The following is a 13,479-nucleotide window of genomic DNA, read 5'->3' on the forward strand; positions in this document are numbered from 1 at the left end:
CCCTTTCGCCTGCTGCAATGTGACTGAATTTGTGCAGCGCAACATAGATAGGCGCGTATTGCCTGATATCACAGGGACGTTGCCGCATGGCCGCCATGCGTCCTGTGCAACGCTGCTGCCTCCTCACGGAGACAGAAAACCGGACAACTGGTGTGCTACCTAATCCGGGCAACTCGTCTGCTTACGACAGACCCCGCATGCGGACTTGAAACGACGGCCGCGATCGTCTATATCAAGCTCAAATTCTTGGTCGGTATGGCGAAGAGTGGGTCCACCCGGTCCCGCTCTTTTTTGTTACCTTCCGACCGCCAATGAAGCGACAGGAATAGAATGACCGCAACGGCGACCGACAGCGACGACCGCATCATCCGCGAAAGCGGCATCGATGCGCGCGTCGCGCTGATCGTGCAGCCGGTGCTGCGTGCCATCGGCTTTCGCCTTGTCAGGGTGCATCTGACGGGCCAGAACGGGCTGACGCTGCAGATCATGGCCGAGCGCGAGGACGGCACCATGACCGTCGAGGATTGCGAAGAGGTCAGCCGGGCAGTGTCGCCGGCCCTCGATGTCGATGATCCGATCGAAAAGGCGTATCATCTCGAAGTGTCGTCGCCGGGTATCGACCGGCCGCTGGTCCGCAAGTCGGATTTCGCGACCTGGACGGGCCATCTGGTGAAGATGGAAACGTCGGTCCTTGTCGCCGACCGCAAGCGCTTCAAGGGCAAGATCGCCGAGAGCGATGCGGACGGCGTGCTGATCGAGCGCGACAAGGCGGCCTATGGCGAGGAGCCGACGGTGCGCGTGCCCTACGATGCGATTGCAGAAGCGCGGCTGATCCTGACCGACGACCTTATCCGCGATGCGCTGTCGAAGGACAACAGGGCGCGCAAGGAAGCCAAGAAGCGCCGCGGCGAACCCGAAGACGCGCCAGAGGGCGTAGAAGCGGGCGCGGAAGACGAAACCGAACAGGAAATGTGATTGGGCTGCCGGGCGCAAAGGCTCGGCAACAAGCTCGGGAGAAAAAAGATGGTTGTAAGCGCCAACAGGCTTGAACTGCTGCAGATCGCCGACGCGGTCGCGCGTGAAAAGTCGATCGACAAGTCGATCGTCATCGCCGCCATGGCCGATGCGATCCAGAAGGCGGCGCGCTCGCGCTATGGCCAGGAAACCAACATCCGTGCCGACATCAATCCGAACACCGGCGAGATGAAGCTGCAGCGGCTGATGGAAGTGGTCGAGAAGGTCGACGACTATGCGACGCAGATCGCCATTTCCTCGGCGCGCGAGCGCAATCCCGACGCCCAGCTCGGCGACTTCATTGCCGAGCAGCTGCCGCCGATGGATTTCGGCCGCATCGCCGCCCAGTCGGCCAAGCAGGTCATCGTCCAGAAGGTGCGCGAGGCCGAGCGTGACCGCCAATATGACGAGTACAAGGACCGCATCGGCGAGATCGTCAACGGCACCGTCAAGCGCGTCGAATACGGCAATGTCATCGTCGATCTCGGCCGTGGCGAGGCGATCATCCGCCGCGACGAGCTGATCCCGCGCGAAAACTACAAATATGGCGATCGCGTCCGCGCCTATGTCTACGATGTGCGCCGCGAGCAGCGCGGTCCGCAGATATTCCTGTCGCGCACCCATCCGCAGTTCATGGCGAAGCTGTTCACCATGGAAGTGCCGGAAATCTACGACGGCATCATCGAGATCAAGTCGGTCGCCCGCGATCCGGGCTCGCGCGCCAAGATCGCCGTCATCTCGCGTGACAGTTCCATCGATCCGGTCGGCGCCTGCGTCGGCATGCGCGGCAGCCGCGTTCAGGCGGTGGTCGGCGAATTGCAGGGCGAGAAGATCGACATCATTCCGTGGTCGCCTTCGGCCGCTTCCTTCATCGTCAACGCGTTGCAGCCGGCGGAAGTCGCCAAGGTCGTGCTCGACGAGGACGCCGAACGCATCGAGGTCGTGGTGCCGGACGACCAGCTGTCGCTGGCTATCGGCCGCCGCGGCCAGAACGTCCGGCTTGCCTCGCAGCTCACCGGCTGGGATATCGACATCCTGACCGAGCAGGAAGAGAGCGAGCGCCGCCAGAAAGAGTTCGTCGAACGCTCGGCGCTGTTCATGGATGCGCTCAACGTCGACGAGATGGTCGGCCAGGTGCTCGCCTCCGAAGGCTTCACCAGCGTCGAGGAAGTCGCCTATGTCGATGCCGACGAGATCGCGTCGATCGACGGCTTCGACGAGGACACCGCCTCGGAAATCCAGGCCCGCGCCCGCGAGTATCTGGAGAAGATCGAAGCCGAGCATGACGAGAAGCGCAAGGCGCTGGGGGTCGAGGACGAGCTGCGTGAGATCCCTGGCGTGACCACCGCCATGATGGTGACGCTCGGCGAGGACGGCGTGAAGACGATCGAGGATTTCGCCGGCTATGCGGCCGACGACCTGACCGGCTGGAAGGAACGCAAGGACGGCGAGACGAAGGTGTTCCCCGGTGTGCTCGCCAGTCACGGCGTGTCGCGCGCCGATGCCGAGCAGATGGTTCTGGCTGCCCGCCTCAAGGCCGGCTGGATCACCGAAGACGAGCTTGTAGCCGAAGACGTGCCGGCTGACGAAGCCGTTGGTGCGTGAGGTGAAACCGCATCGCACGCAACCCGCCCTTGGACGAGATGAACGATCGCACTTGCATCGTCACGCGCAGACAGGCCGAACCGGATGAACTGATCCGTTTCGTCGTCGGCCCGGATTCGGCCGTCGTTCCGGATATCAAGAAAAACCTGCCCGGCCGCGGTTGCTGGGTGACGGCCGACCGCCTACATATCGACAAGGCGGCAGCGAAAAACCTGTTCGCTCGCGCCTTTAAGGCGCAGGTGATCGTGCCGACCGATCTCGGCGGCATGGTCGACGGGCTGCTTTCCAGATACGCTCTGGGCATGCTCGGTCTTGCCCGCAAGGCAGGCGCGATCGCGCTCGGCGCCACCAAGGTTGAGAGCGCGGTGCGTGGTGGGCTGGCGCTTTTCGTGTTGCATGCGACCGAGGCGTCAGATGACGGCGTCCGCAAGATCAGCCAGGCGCGACGGGCAACCGTCCACCTTGGTGGCCCCGCCATCCTTGCCTACAAACTTTTCTCCGAGGCCGAGTTGAGCTTGGCATTGGGGGGTACAAATGTGATACATGCTGCCGTTCTCGCGGGAGACGCGGGCAGGGCGGTCCAGAAGCGCATGGTTGCGCTCGACCGGTATCGGGGCGGTTCCCCGGACGATCTGGCAATGCTTGCGGCCGTTGCTGACGAAGATGATGCCGCAGAGGATATGGAATGAGCGATACGAAATCGGGCGACGACAAGACGTTGAGTGTGACGCCGAAGAAGACCTTGACGCTGAAGCGCCCCGGTACTGAACAGGGCACCGTGCGCCAAAGCTTCTCGCATGGCCGCACCAAGGCGGTCGTGGTCGAGACCAAGAAGCGCAAGTTCTCGCTGCCCGGCGACAAGCCGGAGCCGGCTGCTGCCCCTGTGTCAGTCTTCACGCCGAAGCCGCCGGTCGCGGCAGCGCCCGTTGTGCAGGAAGCGCCCAAGGCGCCGCCGCCTCCGCCGCCTGTCGAGCGCGGCGGCATGGTGCTGAACGAATTGTCGCGCAATGAGATGGAGGCGCGCCGCCGGGCCCTTGAGGGCTCGAAGGTCCGCGACGTCGAGGATCGCCAGCGCGCCATCGACGAGGCCAAGCGCCGCGCCGAGGATGAAGAGCGCCGCCGCCGCGAGCGCGAGGAATCCGCGCGCCGCCAGGCCGAGGAAGAGGCTCGGCTGCAGGCCGAGGCCGAGTCCCGCCGGCGTGCCGAGGAAGAGGCGCGTCGCCGCGCGCCGCTGGCCGCCGAACTGGCGACAGTCGACGACGAGGACATCAAGCCGAAGCGGACCGGCGCCGGTGCCCCGGTGCGCCGTCCGGTCACGCCCGAAGTGGCGCGTCCGGCCAAGCCGACCAAGGGCGAGGAAGATCGCCGCCGCGGCAAGCTGACGCTGAACGCCGCACTTTCCGATGAGGATGCGCGTGCGCGTTCGCTGTCGTCGATGCGTCGGCGCCAGGAGAAATTCAAGCGCGCGCTGCATAACGAACCGCGCGAGAAAGTCATGCGCGAAGTGATACTGCCCGAAACCATCACCATCCAAGAACTGGCGCAGCGCATGTCCGAGCGCGCCGTCGATGTGGTCAAGTTCTTCATGAAACAGGGCCAGATCCTGAAGCCGGGCGACGTCATCGACGCCGACACGGCCGAGCTGGTCGCCACCGAATTCGGCCACACGGTTCGCCGCGTCGCCGAGTCCGACATTGAGGAAGGCCTGTTCAACATCGCCGATCGCCCAGAAGATCTGGAATCGCGGCCGCCGGTGGTGACGATCATGGGCCATGTCGATCACGGCAAGACGTCGCTGCTCGATGCTATCCGCAACGCAAATGTCGTGTCCGGCGAGGCTGGCGGCATCACCCAGCATATCGGCGCCTATCAGGTCGAGAAGAACGGTCACAAGATCACCTTCATCGACACGCCCGGCCACGCCGCCTTCACGGCGATGCGCGCCCGCGGCGCCCAGGCGACTGACATCGCCATCCTCGTGGTGGCGGCCGATGACAGCGTGATGCCGCAGACGATCGAATCGATCAGCCATGCCAAGGCGGCCGGCGTCCCGATCATCGTGGCGATCAACAAGATCGACAAGCATGACGCCGACCCGCAGAAGGTGCGCTCTGAGCTGCTGCGCCACGAAGTCTTCGTGGAATCGATGGGCGGCGAGGTGCTGGATGTCGAAGTGTCGGCGACCAAGGGCACCAATCTCGACAAGCTGCTCGAAGCGATCCTGCTGCAGGCCGAAATCCTCGACCTGAAGGCCAATCCGGACCGCACCGCCGAGGGCGTCGTCATCGAAGCCCAGCTCGACAAGGGCCGCGGTCCCGTCGCCACGGTGCTGGTCCAGACAGGCACGCTGATGCCCGGCGACATCCTCGTTGCCGGCAACGAATGGGGCCGGGTGCGTGCGCTGGTCAACGACCGCGGCGGGCAGATCAAGGAAGCGCCGCCGGCAATGCCGGTGGAGGTGCTTGGTCTGCAGGGAACACCGCAGGCCGGCGACCGTTTCGCCGTCGTCAACAACGAGGCCCGTGCCCGCGAGATCACCGAATACCGCCAGCGTCTGGCGCGCGAGAAGGCGGTGGCCAAGCATGCCGGCCAGCGTGGGTCGCTCGAACAGATGATGTCGCAGCTGCAGACGAGCGGGCTGAAGGAATTCCCGCTGGTCATCAAGGGCGACGTGCAGGGCTCGATCGAGGCGATCAACGCGGCGCTGGACAAGCTCGGCACCGACGAGGTGCGTGCGCGCATCGTCCATGCGGGCGCCGGCGGCATCACCGAAAGCGATGTGTCGCTGGCGGAAACCTCGGGTGCTGCGATCATCGGCTTCAACGTCCGCGCCAATGTGCAGGCGCGCGCGGCTGCCGCGGCGGCAGGCATAGAGATCCGCTACTATTCGATCATCTACAATCTCGTGGATGACGTGAAGGCTGCGCTCTCCGGCCTGCTTTCGCCGGAGCGTCGCGAGACCTTCATCGGCAATGCGGAGATCCTCGAGATCTTCGACATCACCAAGGTCGGCAAGATCGCCGGCTGCCGTGTCACCGAAGGCAAGGTCGAGCGCGGTGCGGGCGTTCGCCTGATCCGCGATAACGTCGTCATCCACGAAGGCACGCTGAAGACCCTGAAGCGCTTCAAGGACGAAGTTGCGGAAGTCCCAGGTGGCCAGGAATGCGGCATGGCCTTCCAGAACTACGAAGACATGCGCGTCGGCGACGTCATCGAGTGCTTCCGCGTCGAGATGGTGACCAGGACGCTCTGAGTTCGAGCAGCTTGAGCTCAAGCATCTACTGAGACCGGGCGGTGGTCGAAAGACCGCCGCCCAAACCATATGAGACATGCGGCGCGGTCCCATCCCGCGCTTCACGATTTCAGGATAGAGAAAAATGCCCCGTTCAACCACATCAGGCCCATCCCAGCGCATGCTTCGCGTCGGCGAGCAGGTGCGCCATGCGCTTTCGGAAACCTTGCAGCGTGGCGAGATCCTCGATCCCTTGATCGAGAATGCCGTGGTTTCGGTCTCGGAAGTGCGCATGTCGCCCGATCTGAAGATCGCCACCGCCTTCGTCTCGCCGCTCGGCGCAAGTGATACCGATGCGGTGGTCGAGGCGCTCAACAAGCATGCGAAATTCGTGCGCGGCCGCGTTTCCGGCGCGCTCCGGCAGATGAAGTACATGCCCGAGTTCCGCTTCCGGCTCGACACCAGCTACGACAATTTCCAGAAGATCAACGAATTGCTGCACTCGCCCGAAGTGGCGCGCGACCTCGGCACAGATGCCCAGATTGACGACCAGAATAAAGACAATGACAAGGACGAAAAATAGTGGCGCGTCGCGGCAAGAAGAAGGGCCGGCCGATCTCCGGCTGGCTGGTGCTGGACAAGCCCGTCGGCATGGGTTCGACCGAAGCCGTCTCCAAGATCAAATGGCTGTTCCAGGCCGAAAAGGCCGGCCATGCCGGCACGCTCGACCCGCTCGCTTCCGGCATGCTGCCGATCGCGCTCGGCGAAGCGACCAAGACCGTGCCTTATGTCCAGGATGGCGCCAAGGTCTACCGCTTCACGGTTGCCTGGGGTGAGGAGCGTTCGACCGATGACCTTGAAGGGCCGGTGACGAAAAGCTCCGACCAGCGTCCGGCTGAAGCCGATGTGCTTTTGCTGATGCCGAAATACACCGGCGTCATCATGCAGACGCCGCCACAATTTTCAGCCATCAAGATCGCAGGCGAGCGCGCCTATGACCTTGCCCGCGACGGCGCGACGGTCGACATTCCGGCGCGGGAAGTCGAGATCGGCCGTCTCGACCTGATTGAGCACAGTGCTGATCGCACCATTTTCGAGGTCGAATGCGGCAAGGGCACTTATGTGCGCTCGCTGGCCCGCGACATGGGCCGCGACCTCGGCTGTTTCGGTCACATCGCCGAACTGCGCCGGATCGAGGTCGAGCCGTTCACGCAGGAAGACTTCGTCACCATCGCCGAGCTGGAAGCCGCCCGCTTTGGCGAACGGGGCGAAAGTTCGGATTCAGCGGACACGGTGCCAGTCGACTTCGACGCGATCGACGCGCTTCTGGTCGATACATCAGCCGCGCTCGACTGCCTGCCGCAGATCGCGATCAGTGACGACGCGGCAACAAAAATCCGCCTCGGCAATCCGGTCATCATCCGCGGCCGCGATGCGCCGGTGGAAGCTGAGGAGGCCTGCGCAACGGCGCGCGGCAAGCTGGTCGCCATCGGCGCCATCGAACAAGGCATGTTCAAGCCGAAGCGGGTCTTTGCCGGGTGAGTCCCGTCGTCTAATCTCGATGAGACTTAAACATCCGAGGGGCACATGGCAAAGGCCGAGACGATCAAGAAGCGGGCGCCGGTGACGGCACGGCGGCCGCCGGTTGGCGCATCGCCGGGCACGCTGATCGCCGACCCGGCGGCGCGGCGCAGCGAACTGCGACTGACACTGATGTCGCCCAATAAATTCGAGACGATCGAAGATGCCAGCATCGATGACGTCAAAGCCAATTGCGACACATGGCCGGTCATCTGGCTCGACTGTACCGGTCTCGCCAACATCCCGCTGATCGAGGAGATCGGCCGGATTTTCAGCCTGCATCCGCTGGCGCTGGAAGATGTCGTCAACACCGGCCAGCGGCCGAAGGTGGACTTCTTCGAGGACCATGCCTTTGTCGTCGTCAGGATGATCGACGACGTCACCGCGCATCGCTACGAGCAGATCGCCGTCTTCTTCGGCAAGAACTTCGTCGTCACCTTCCAGGAGCGCGAAGGCGATCCGTTCGATCCCGTGCGCAAGCGCATCGAAAGCTCGATGCCCAACCGGTTGCGCGCACGCGGAGCAGACTATCTCGCCTATGCCCTGATCGACGCCATCGTCGACAGCTATTTCCCGCCGATCGAGGCTGCCGGCGAATTGGTCGACAGCATCGAGGACCAGATGCTGCGCGCGTCGGATAAGCACCAGATGCGGCAGCTTCACGAGTTGCGGCGCGACGCCAATGTGCTGAAGGGGGTGCTTTGGCCGATGCGCGATGCGCTGGCCACGCTGATCCGCAACGACGTGCCCTATGTGAAGGCCGAGACCAAGGTTTTCCTGAACGACACGCTCGACCACTCGCTTCGGCTCATCGAACTGGTCGAAACCCAGCGCGACATGCTGACCGGTCTGATCGAGATGCATCTGTCGCTGAGCCAGGCGCGCACCAGCGATGTCATCAGCTATCTGACGATCGTCTCGGTGATCTTCATCCCGCTAACCTTTCTCGTTGGCGTGTGGGGCATGAACTTCGATCCAGAAAGCTCGCCATGGAACATGCCGGAGTTGAAGGCCCAATACGGCTATCCGGCGGCGCTCGTGTTCATGGCCCTTGTCGCGTTCGGGCTGATTGCCTTCTTCAGATGGAAGAAGTGGCTTTAGCCGAAGGGAAATCTTCGTTTGTGCCGCAAAAAGCCGGCTTGTGAATTGGGCTGGTGTTTTTGCCTGAATTGCACTATATGCGCCGCAGCATCGTGCAATGACACGTTGCTTGTACCGGCCCCTGCTGGACGACATCCCGGCTGAGGGCGTCCCGTTTCCTCAAACAGATAAGGAAAAACACGATGTCGATTACTGCCGAGCGCAAGAAGGAATTGATGGGTGAATTCGCAACCGCCAAGGGCGATACCGGGTCTCCGGAAGTCCAGGTGGCCATCCTTTCCGAGCGCATCAAGAACCTGACCGACCATTTCAAGGACCACAAGAAGGATAACCATTCCCGCCGTGGTCTGCTTGCTCTCGTCTCCCAGCGCCGTAGTCTGCTTGATTATCTCAAGCGCAAGGATGACGCGCGCTATCAGACGCTGATCGAGAAGCTCGGTCTGCGCCGTTGACGAATTGACCGGCGGGTTCTTTCGAGAGCCCGCCGGTCGCGCATTGGAGCATCGGATCAGTCCATTGCTCTATGAAGGAAGTAGAGCGCCGCGCATCGATCTAGACGCGCAAATAGGACGCTCTGAAAGTTTGAATTTGCGCATGATGCTTTCCGCAGGCCGCGGTTTCGGGATCATGCGCAAGGCCAGTCGGATCGATTGGCCAGACCCGGTTTCGAAATAGCACAGGGCCATTCGAAACCGCCCATGGACGGTCATGGGGCAGGATTGCAGGACGCTCGCGCGGCAATCGCGCCGGATTTACCCGAGCTTCCCGTTGTCTTGCCCGTGGCTGCCCGAGAAATGAAGCCAAGGGAAAGGGGCACTCGCGCACGGTGAAACGGCGCGGCCCTTTCCGCATATGAAGGACAAGATATGTTCAATCACCATAAAGTGGAAATCGAATGGGGCGGCCGCCCGCTCATCCTCGAAACCGGCAAGATCGCGCGCCAGGCTGACGGCGCGGTGCTCGCCACCTACGGCGAAACCAAGGTTCTCGCCACCGTCGTTTCGATGAAGGAGCCGAAGCCCGGCCTCGATTTCTTCCCGCTAACCGTCAACTACCAGGAAAAGACCTATGCCGCCGGCAAGATCCCGGGCGGCTATTTCAAGCGCGAAGGCCGTCCGAGCGAGAAGGAAACGCTGGTTTCCCGCCTCATCGATCGTCCGATCCGCCCGCTCTTCGCCGACGGCTACAAGAACGACACGCAGATTGTCGTCACCGTCGTCCAGCATGATCTCGAAAACGACCCCGACATCCTGTCGATCGTCGCCACCTCGGCGGCCTTGACGCTGTCCGGCGTCCCCTTCATGGGCCCGATCGGCGGCGCCCGCGTCGGTTACATCAACGGCGAATATGTGCTCAATCCGCATGTCGACGAGATGCAGGAATCCAAGCTTGACCTGATCGTCGCCGGCACCTCAGACGCCGTGCTGATGGTTGAGTCCGAAGCCAAGGAGCTCGGCGAGGACCTGATGCTCGGCGCCGTCATGTTCGGCCATCGCGGCTTCCAGCCGGTGATCGATGCGATCATCAAGCTGGCCGAGGTTGCCGCCAAGGACCCGCGCGATTTCACCGCGCCGGACTATTCGGCGCTTGAAGCAGAGATGCTGAAGATCGTCGAAGGCGAGCTTCGCGATGCCTACAAGATCACCGACAAGCAGAAGCGCTATGCCGCCGTCGACGCCGTCAAGGCGAAGGTCAAGGCTGCGTTCGTACCCGCCGAAGGCGAGGAAGCAAAATACACGTCCGAGCAGATCGGCACCGTGTTCAAGGAGCTCCAGGCCAAGGTCGTGCGCTGGAACATCCTCGACACCGGCTCGCGCATCGACGGCCGCGACCTGAAGACGGTCCGCAAGATCGTCTCCGAAGTCGGCGTCCTGCCGCGCACCCACGGCTCGGCACTGTTCACCCGCGGCGAGACCCAGGCGCTGGTTGTTGCCACGCTCGGCACCGGCGAGGACGAGCAGTACGTCGATTCGCTGACCGGCATGTACAAGGAGAAGTTCCTCCTTCACTACAACTTCCCCCCCTATTCGGTCGGTGAAACCGGTCGCATGGGTTCGCCCGGCCGCCGCGAAATCGGCCACGGGAAGCTCGCCTGGCGCGCGATCCGCCCGATGCTGCCGACCGCCGATCAGTTCCCCTACACGCTGCGCGTCGTCTCGGAGATCACCGAGTCCAACGGTTCGTCGTCGATGGCCACCGTCTGTGGCACCTCGCTGGCGCTGATGGATGCCGGCGTGCCGCTGGCCAAGCCGGTTGCCGGCATTGCCATGGGTCTCATCAAGGAAGGCGAGCGCTTCGCGGTGCTCTCCGATATCCTCGGCGACGAGGATCACCTCGGCGATATGGACTTCAAGGTTGCCGGCACCGCCAACGGCATCACCTCGTTGCAAATGGACATCAAGATCGAAGGCATCACCGAGGAGATCATGAAGATCGCGCTGGACCAGGCCAAGGACGGCCGCCAGCACATTCTCGGCGAAATGGGCAATGCGCTGTCCGGCGCGCGTTCCGAGCTCGGTGAGTTCGCGCCGCGCATCGAGGTCATGCATATCCCGACCGACAAGATCCGCGACGTGATCGGCTCGGGCGGCAAGGTCATCCGCGAGATCGTCGAAAAGACCGGCGCCAAGATCAACATCGAGGACGACGGCACGGTCAAGATCGCTTCGTCCAACGCCAAGGAGATCGAGGCGGCGAAGAAGTGGATCCACACCATCGTTGCCGAGCCGGAAGTCGGCGAGATCTACGAAGGCACGGTCGTCAAGACCGCCGACTTCGGCGCTTTCGTCAACTTCTTCGGTCCGCGTGACGGCCTCGTCCACATCTCGCAGCTCGCCAACGATCGCGTCGCCAAGACCTCCGACGTCGTCAAGGAAGGCGACAAGGTCTGGGTCAAGCTGATGGGCTTCGACGAGCGCGGCAAGGTCCGCCTGTCGATGAAGGTCGTCGATCAGGCCACGGGCAAGGAAATCGCCCGCGACAAGAAGGCCGAAGGCGAAGAAGACGCCGCCTGAGCGATCTGACGGTATAATCGAAGCGGGCGCGCCGACAGGTCGCGCCCGTTTTCATTTTCAAGAGATCGAAGAATGTCCGCCGAGCCGCTGAAGACACTGTTCCACCCGTTCGAGGCCGAGGCTGTCGCCATGCCGCGTAAAGGCGAGCGCGTCCTCTTTCTGGGCGCTGAACCGGGTTTCCGCCTGCCCGAAGGCTTCGATGCAACACTGCATCTGGTGCAAGGCTTCCGCCCGCATTTTCGCGCGCTGCAGGGCGCCGGCTTCACGGTCACGCCGCATCTGGAGGGCGAAGGTTTCGATGCGGCACTGGTGCTTGCCGGCCGTCATCGCGGGCAAAACGAATTGCGCATCGCTGAGGCGATTGAGCGTGTGAGGCCGGGCGGACTGATCGCCGTCGCCGGCGGCAAGGACGATGGCATTGCGAGCCTGCGCAAGCGCATCGGCGAGCTTGTGACGCTCGACGGCCATATGCCGAAACATCACGGCATCGCCTTCTGGTTCCATCGACCGGCCGATGCCGCGGCCGCGCTTCGCGTCGCCAATCCAACGCTTCTGGTCGAGAGCCGTTTCCGCACCGCACCAGGCATGTTCTCTTTTGATAAGATCGATGCAGGTTCGAGATTGCTGGTGGACAATTTGCCCGGCGACCTGCGTGGCAACATTGCCGATTTCTGCGCCGGCTGGGGCTATGTGGCGGCCGAGGTCGCCGCCCGCTCACCCGGCATCTCGGCGCTCGATCTCTACGAGGCCGAGTTCGAGGCGCTGGAGGCGGCGAAACGCAATATCGGCAATACAGCTGCGGAACCCAATTTCTTCTGGATCGATCTTTTGAGCGAGCCGGTCGAGCGCCGTTATGACGCCATCGTCATGAACCCGCCCTTCCATCGCAGCCGCGCGACCGAGCCGGAGATCGGTGCCGGCATGATCCGCGCCGCGGCGAAGGCGCTGAAGCCAGGTGGGCGGCTGTTCATGGTGGCGAACCGTCAGCTTCCCTACGAGCCGGTGCTGGCGGCCGCCTTCTCCAGCCACGCCGAGATCGCCCGCGACGGGATGTTCAAGGTTTTGGCGGCGCGCCGCTGAGCGGAGTTCACCGGACCTAGGCATTTTCTACGGGCCAAATTATTCCCGGCCGGTGTCGGCCTGCTTCAACTCGTCGAGCGCCGGCATCGAGACAATGTGGTAGCCGGAATCGACATAGTGGATTTCGCCGGTGACGCCGGACGACAGGTCGGACAGGAGGTAGAGCGCGGAACCACCGACTTCGTCGATGGTCACCGTACGGCGCAGCGGCGAGTTGCGCTGCTGGTAGGAAAACATGTGGCGTGCGTCGGAAATCCCGGCGCCGGCCAGTGTCCGCACCGGTCCCGCCGATATGCCGTTCACCCTGATGCCGCGCGGTCCGTAGTCGTTGGCGAGATAGCGGACGCTGGCTTCCAGCCCGGCCTTGGCCACGCCCATGACGTTGTAGTTCGGCATGACACGGACAGAACCCGCATAGGTCAGCGTGATCATCGAGCCGCTGTCCTTCATCAGCGCGGCGGCGTGACGGGCGACCTCTGTGAAGGAGTAGCAGGAGATGACCATGGTGCGGACGAAATTGTCGCGGCTGGTGTCGGCGTAAAGGCCCTTCAGCTCGTTCTTGTCGGAAAAGCCAATGGCATGGACGACGAAGTCGAGCCCGCCCCAGGCTTTGCCCAAAGTCTCGAAGGTGGCGGCAACCGATGCGCTGTCCTCGACATCGCAAGGGACGACCAGCGAGGCGCCGAGCTTGTCGGCGAGCGGCTTGACCCGGCGCCCGAAGGCCTCGCCCTGATAGGTGAAGGCGAGTTCCGCCCCATGTTCGGAGAGTTTCCGGGCGATGCCCCAGGCGATCGAATGGTCGTTGGCGACACCCATGACAAGCCCGCGCTTGCCCTTCATCAATCCGTCCAT

At 63.1% G+C, this 13,479-nt stretch carries 11 protein-coding genes; 10 read left to right on the plus strand and 1 reads right to left on the minus strand.

Going from position 1 to position 13,479, the window contains the following annotated elements:
* The first annotated feature begins 330 nt into the window (after nucleotides 1-330).
* The 10 genes from rimP (at nucleotide 331) to RPG13_RS09855 (ending at nucleotide 12,627) form a co-directional block, all read left to right on the plus strand.
* Nucleotides 331-975: a ribosome maturation factor RimP gene (gene rimP, locus RPG13_RS09810; RefSeq protein ID WP_095487863.1), complete on the plus strand. Its 645-nt coding sequence runs from the start codon at nucleotides 331-333 to the stop codon at nucleotides 973-975.
* Nucleotides 976-1,023: 48 nt separating this feature from the next.
* Nucleotides 1,024-2,619 carry a transcription termination factor NusA gene (gene nusA / locus RPG13_RS09815; RefSeq protein WP_095488072.1) on the plus strand — a complete coding sequence of 532 codons (1,596 nt, stop codon included), beginning with the start codon at nucleotides 1,024-1,026 and terminating at the stop codon, nucleotides 2,617-2,619.
* 38 nt (nucleotides 2,620-2,657) lie between these two features.
* Complete coding sequence (locus RPG13_RS09820) at nucleotides 2,658-3,308, plus strand: RNA-binding protein (RefSeq protein ID WP_095487865.1); 651 nt, start codon at nucleotides 2,658-2,660, stop codon at nucleotides 3,306-3,308.
* Nucleotides 3,305-5,872, plus strand: coding sequence for a translation initiation factor IF-2 (gene infB / locus RPG13_RS09825; RefSeq protein WP_095487867.1), 2,568 nt, complete (start codon nucleotides 3,305-3,307; stop codon nucleotides 5,870-5,872). The genes RPG13_RS09820 and infB overlap by 4 nt, the downstream gene beginning before the upstream one ends.
* A gap of 124 nt (nucleotides 5,873-5,996) precedes the next feature.
* A complete protein-coding gene (gene rbfA / locus RPG13_RS09830) occupies nucleotides 5,997-6,434 on the plus strand; it encodes a 30S ribosome-binding factor RbfA (RefSeq protein ID WP_095487869.1) in 438 nt (145 codons plus the stop codon).
* A complete protein-coding gene (gene truB, locus RPG13_RS09835; RefSeq protein WP_126103751.1) occupies nucleotides 6,434-7,393 on the plus strand; it encodes a tRNA pseudouridine(55) synthase TruB in 960 nt (319 codons plus the stop codon). The genes rbfA and truB overlap by 1 nt, the downstream gene beginning before the upstream one ends.
* Nucleotides 7,394-7,438: 45 nt before the next feature.
* Complete coding sequence (gene corA, locus RPG13_RS09840; RefSeq protein WP_095487873.1) at nucleotides 7,439-8,533, plus strand: magnesium/cobalt transporter CorA; 1,095 nt, start codon at nucleotides 7,439-7,441, stop codon at nucleotides 8,531-8,533.
* 140 nt (nucleotides 8,534-8,673) lie between these two features.
* Nucleotides 8,674-8,985, plus strand: coding sequence for a 30S ribosomal protein S15 (gene rpsO / locus RPG13_RS09845; protein ID WP_280953385.1), 312 nt, complete (start codon nucleotides 8,674-8,676; stop codon nucleotides 8,983-8,985).
* A gap of 414 nt (nucleotides 8,986-9,399) precedes the next feature.
* Nucleotides 9,400-11,547 carry a polyribonucleotide nucleotidyltransferase gene (pnp, locus tag RPG13_RS09850; protein ID WP_337124931.1) on the plus strand — a complete coding sequence of 716 codons (2,148 nt, stop codon included), beginning with the start codon at nucleotides 9,400-9,402 and terminating at the stop codon, nucleotides 11,545-11,547.
* A gap of 72 nt (nucleotides 11,548-11,619) precedes the next feature.
* A complete protein-coding gene (locus RPG13_RS09855) occupies nucleotides 11,620-12,627 on the plus strand; it encodes a class I SAM-dependent methyltransferase (protein WP_337124933.1) in 1,008 nt (335 codons plus the stop codon).
* 39 nt (nucleotides 12,628-12,666) lie between these two features.
* Here RPG13_RS09855 and fabI read toward each other — a convergent pair whose 3' ends face one another.
* Nucleotides 12,667-13,479, minus strand: a complete 813-nt coding sequence (gene fabI / locus RPG13_RS09860; protein ID WP_095487879.1) for an enoyl-ACP reductase FabI — start codon at nucleotides 13,477-13,479, stop codon at nucleotides 12,667-12,669.

Source organism: Mesorhizobium sp. ISC15, from assembly GCF_037162615.1.
GTDB lineage: Bacteria > Pseudomonadota > Alphaproteobacteria > Rhizobiales > Rhizobiaceae > Mesorhizobium > Mesorhizobium mediterraneum.

Bases quoted from the DNA above. Each gene is read 5' to 3' on its own strand.
- pnp (WP_337124931.1), top strand. From the start codon at position 9,400: ATGTTCAATCACCATAAAGTGGAAATCGAATGGGGCGGCCGCCCGCTC.
- RPG13_RS09820 (WP_095487865.1), top strand. From the start codon at position 2,658: ATGAACGATCGCACTTGCATCGTCACGCGCAGACAGGCCGAACCGGAT.
- rbfA (WP_095487869.1), top strand. From the start codon at position 5,997: ATGCCCCGTTCAACCACATCAGGCCCATCCCAGCGCATGCTTCGCGTC.
- RPG13_RS09855 (WP_337124933.1), top strand. From the start codon at position 11,620: ATGTCCGCCGAGCCGCTGAAGACACTGTTCCACCCGTTCGAGGCCGAG.
- rimP (WP_095487863.1), top strand. From the start codon at position 331: ATGACCGCAACGGCGACCGACAGCGACGACCGCATCATCCGCGAAAGC.
- corA (WP_095487873.1), top strand. From the start codon at position 7,439: ATGGCAAAGGCCGAGACGATCAAGAAGCGGGCGCCGGTGACGGCACGG.
- fabI (WP_095487879.1), bottom strand. From the start codon at position 13,479: ATGGACGGATTGATGAAGGGCAAGCGCGGGCTTGTCATGGGTGTCGCC.
- infB (WP_095487867.1), top strand. From the start codon at position 3,305: ATGAGCGATACGAAATCGGGCGACGACAAGACGTTGAGTGTGACGCCG.
- nusA (WP_095488072.1), top strand. From the start codon at position 1,024: ATGGTTGTAAGCGCCAACAGGCTTGAACTGCTGCAGATCGCCGACGCG.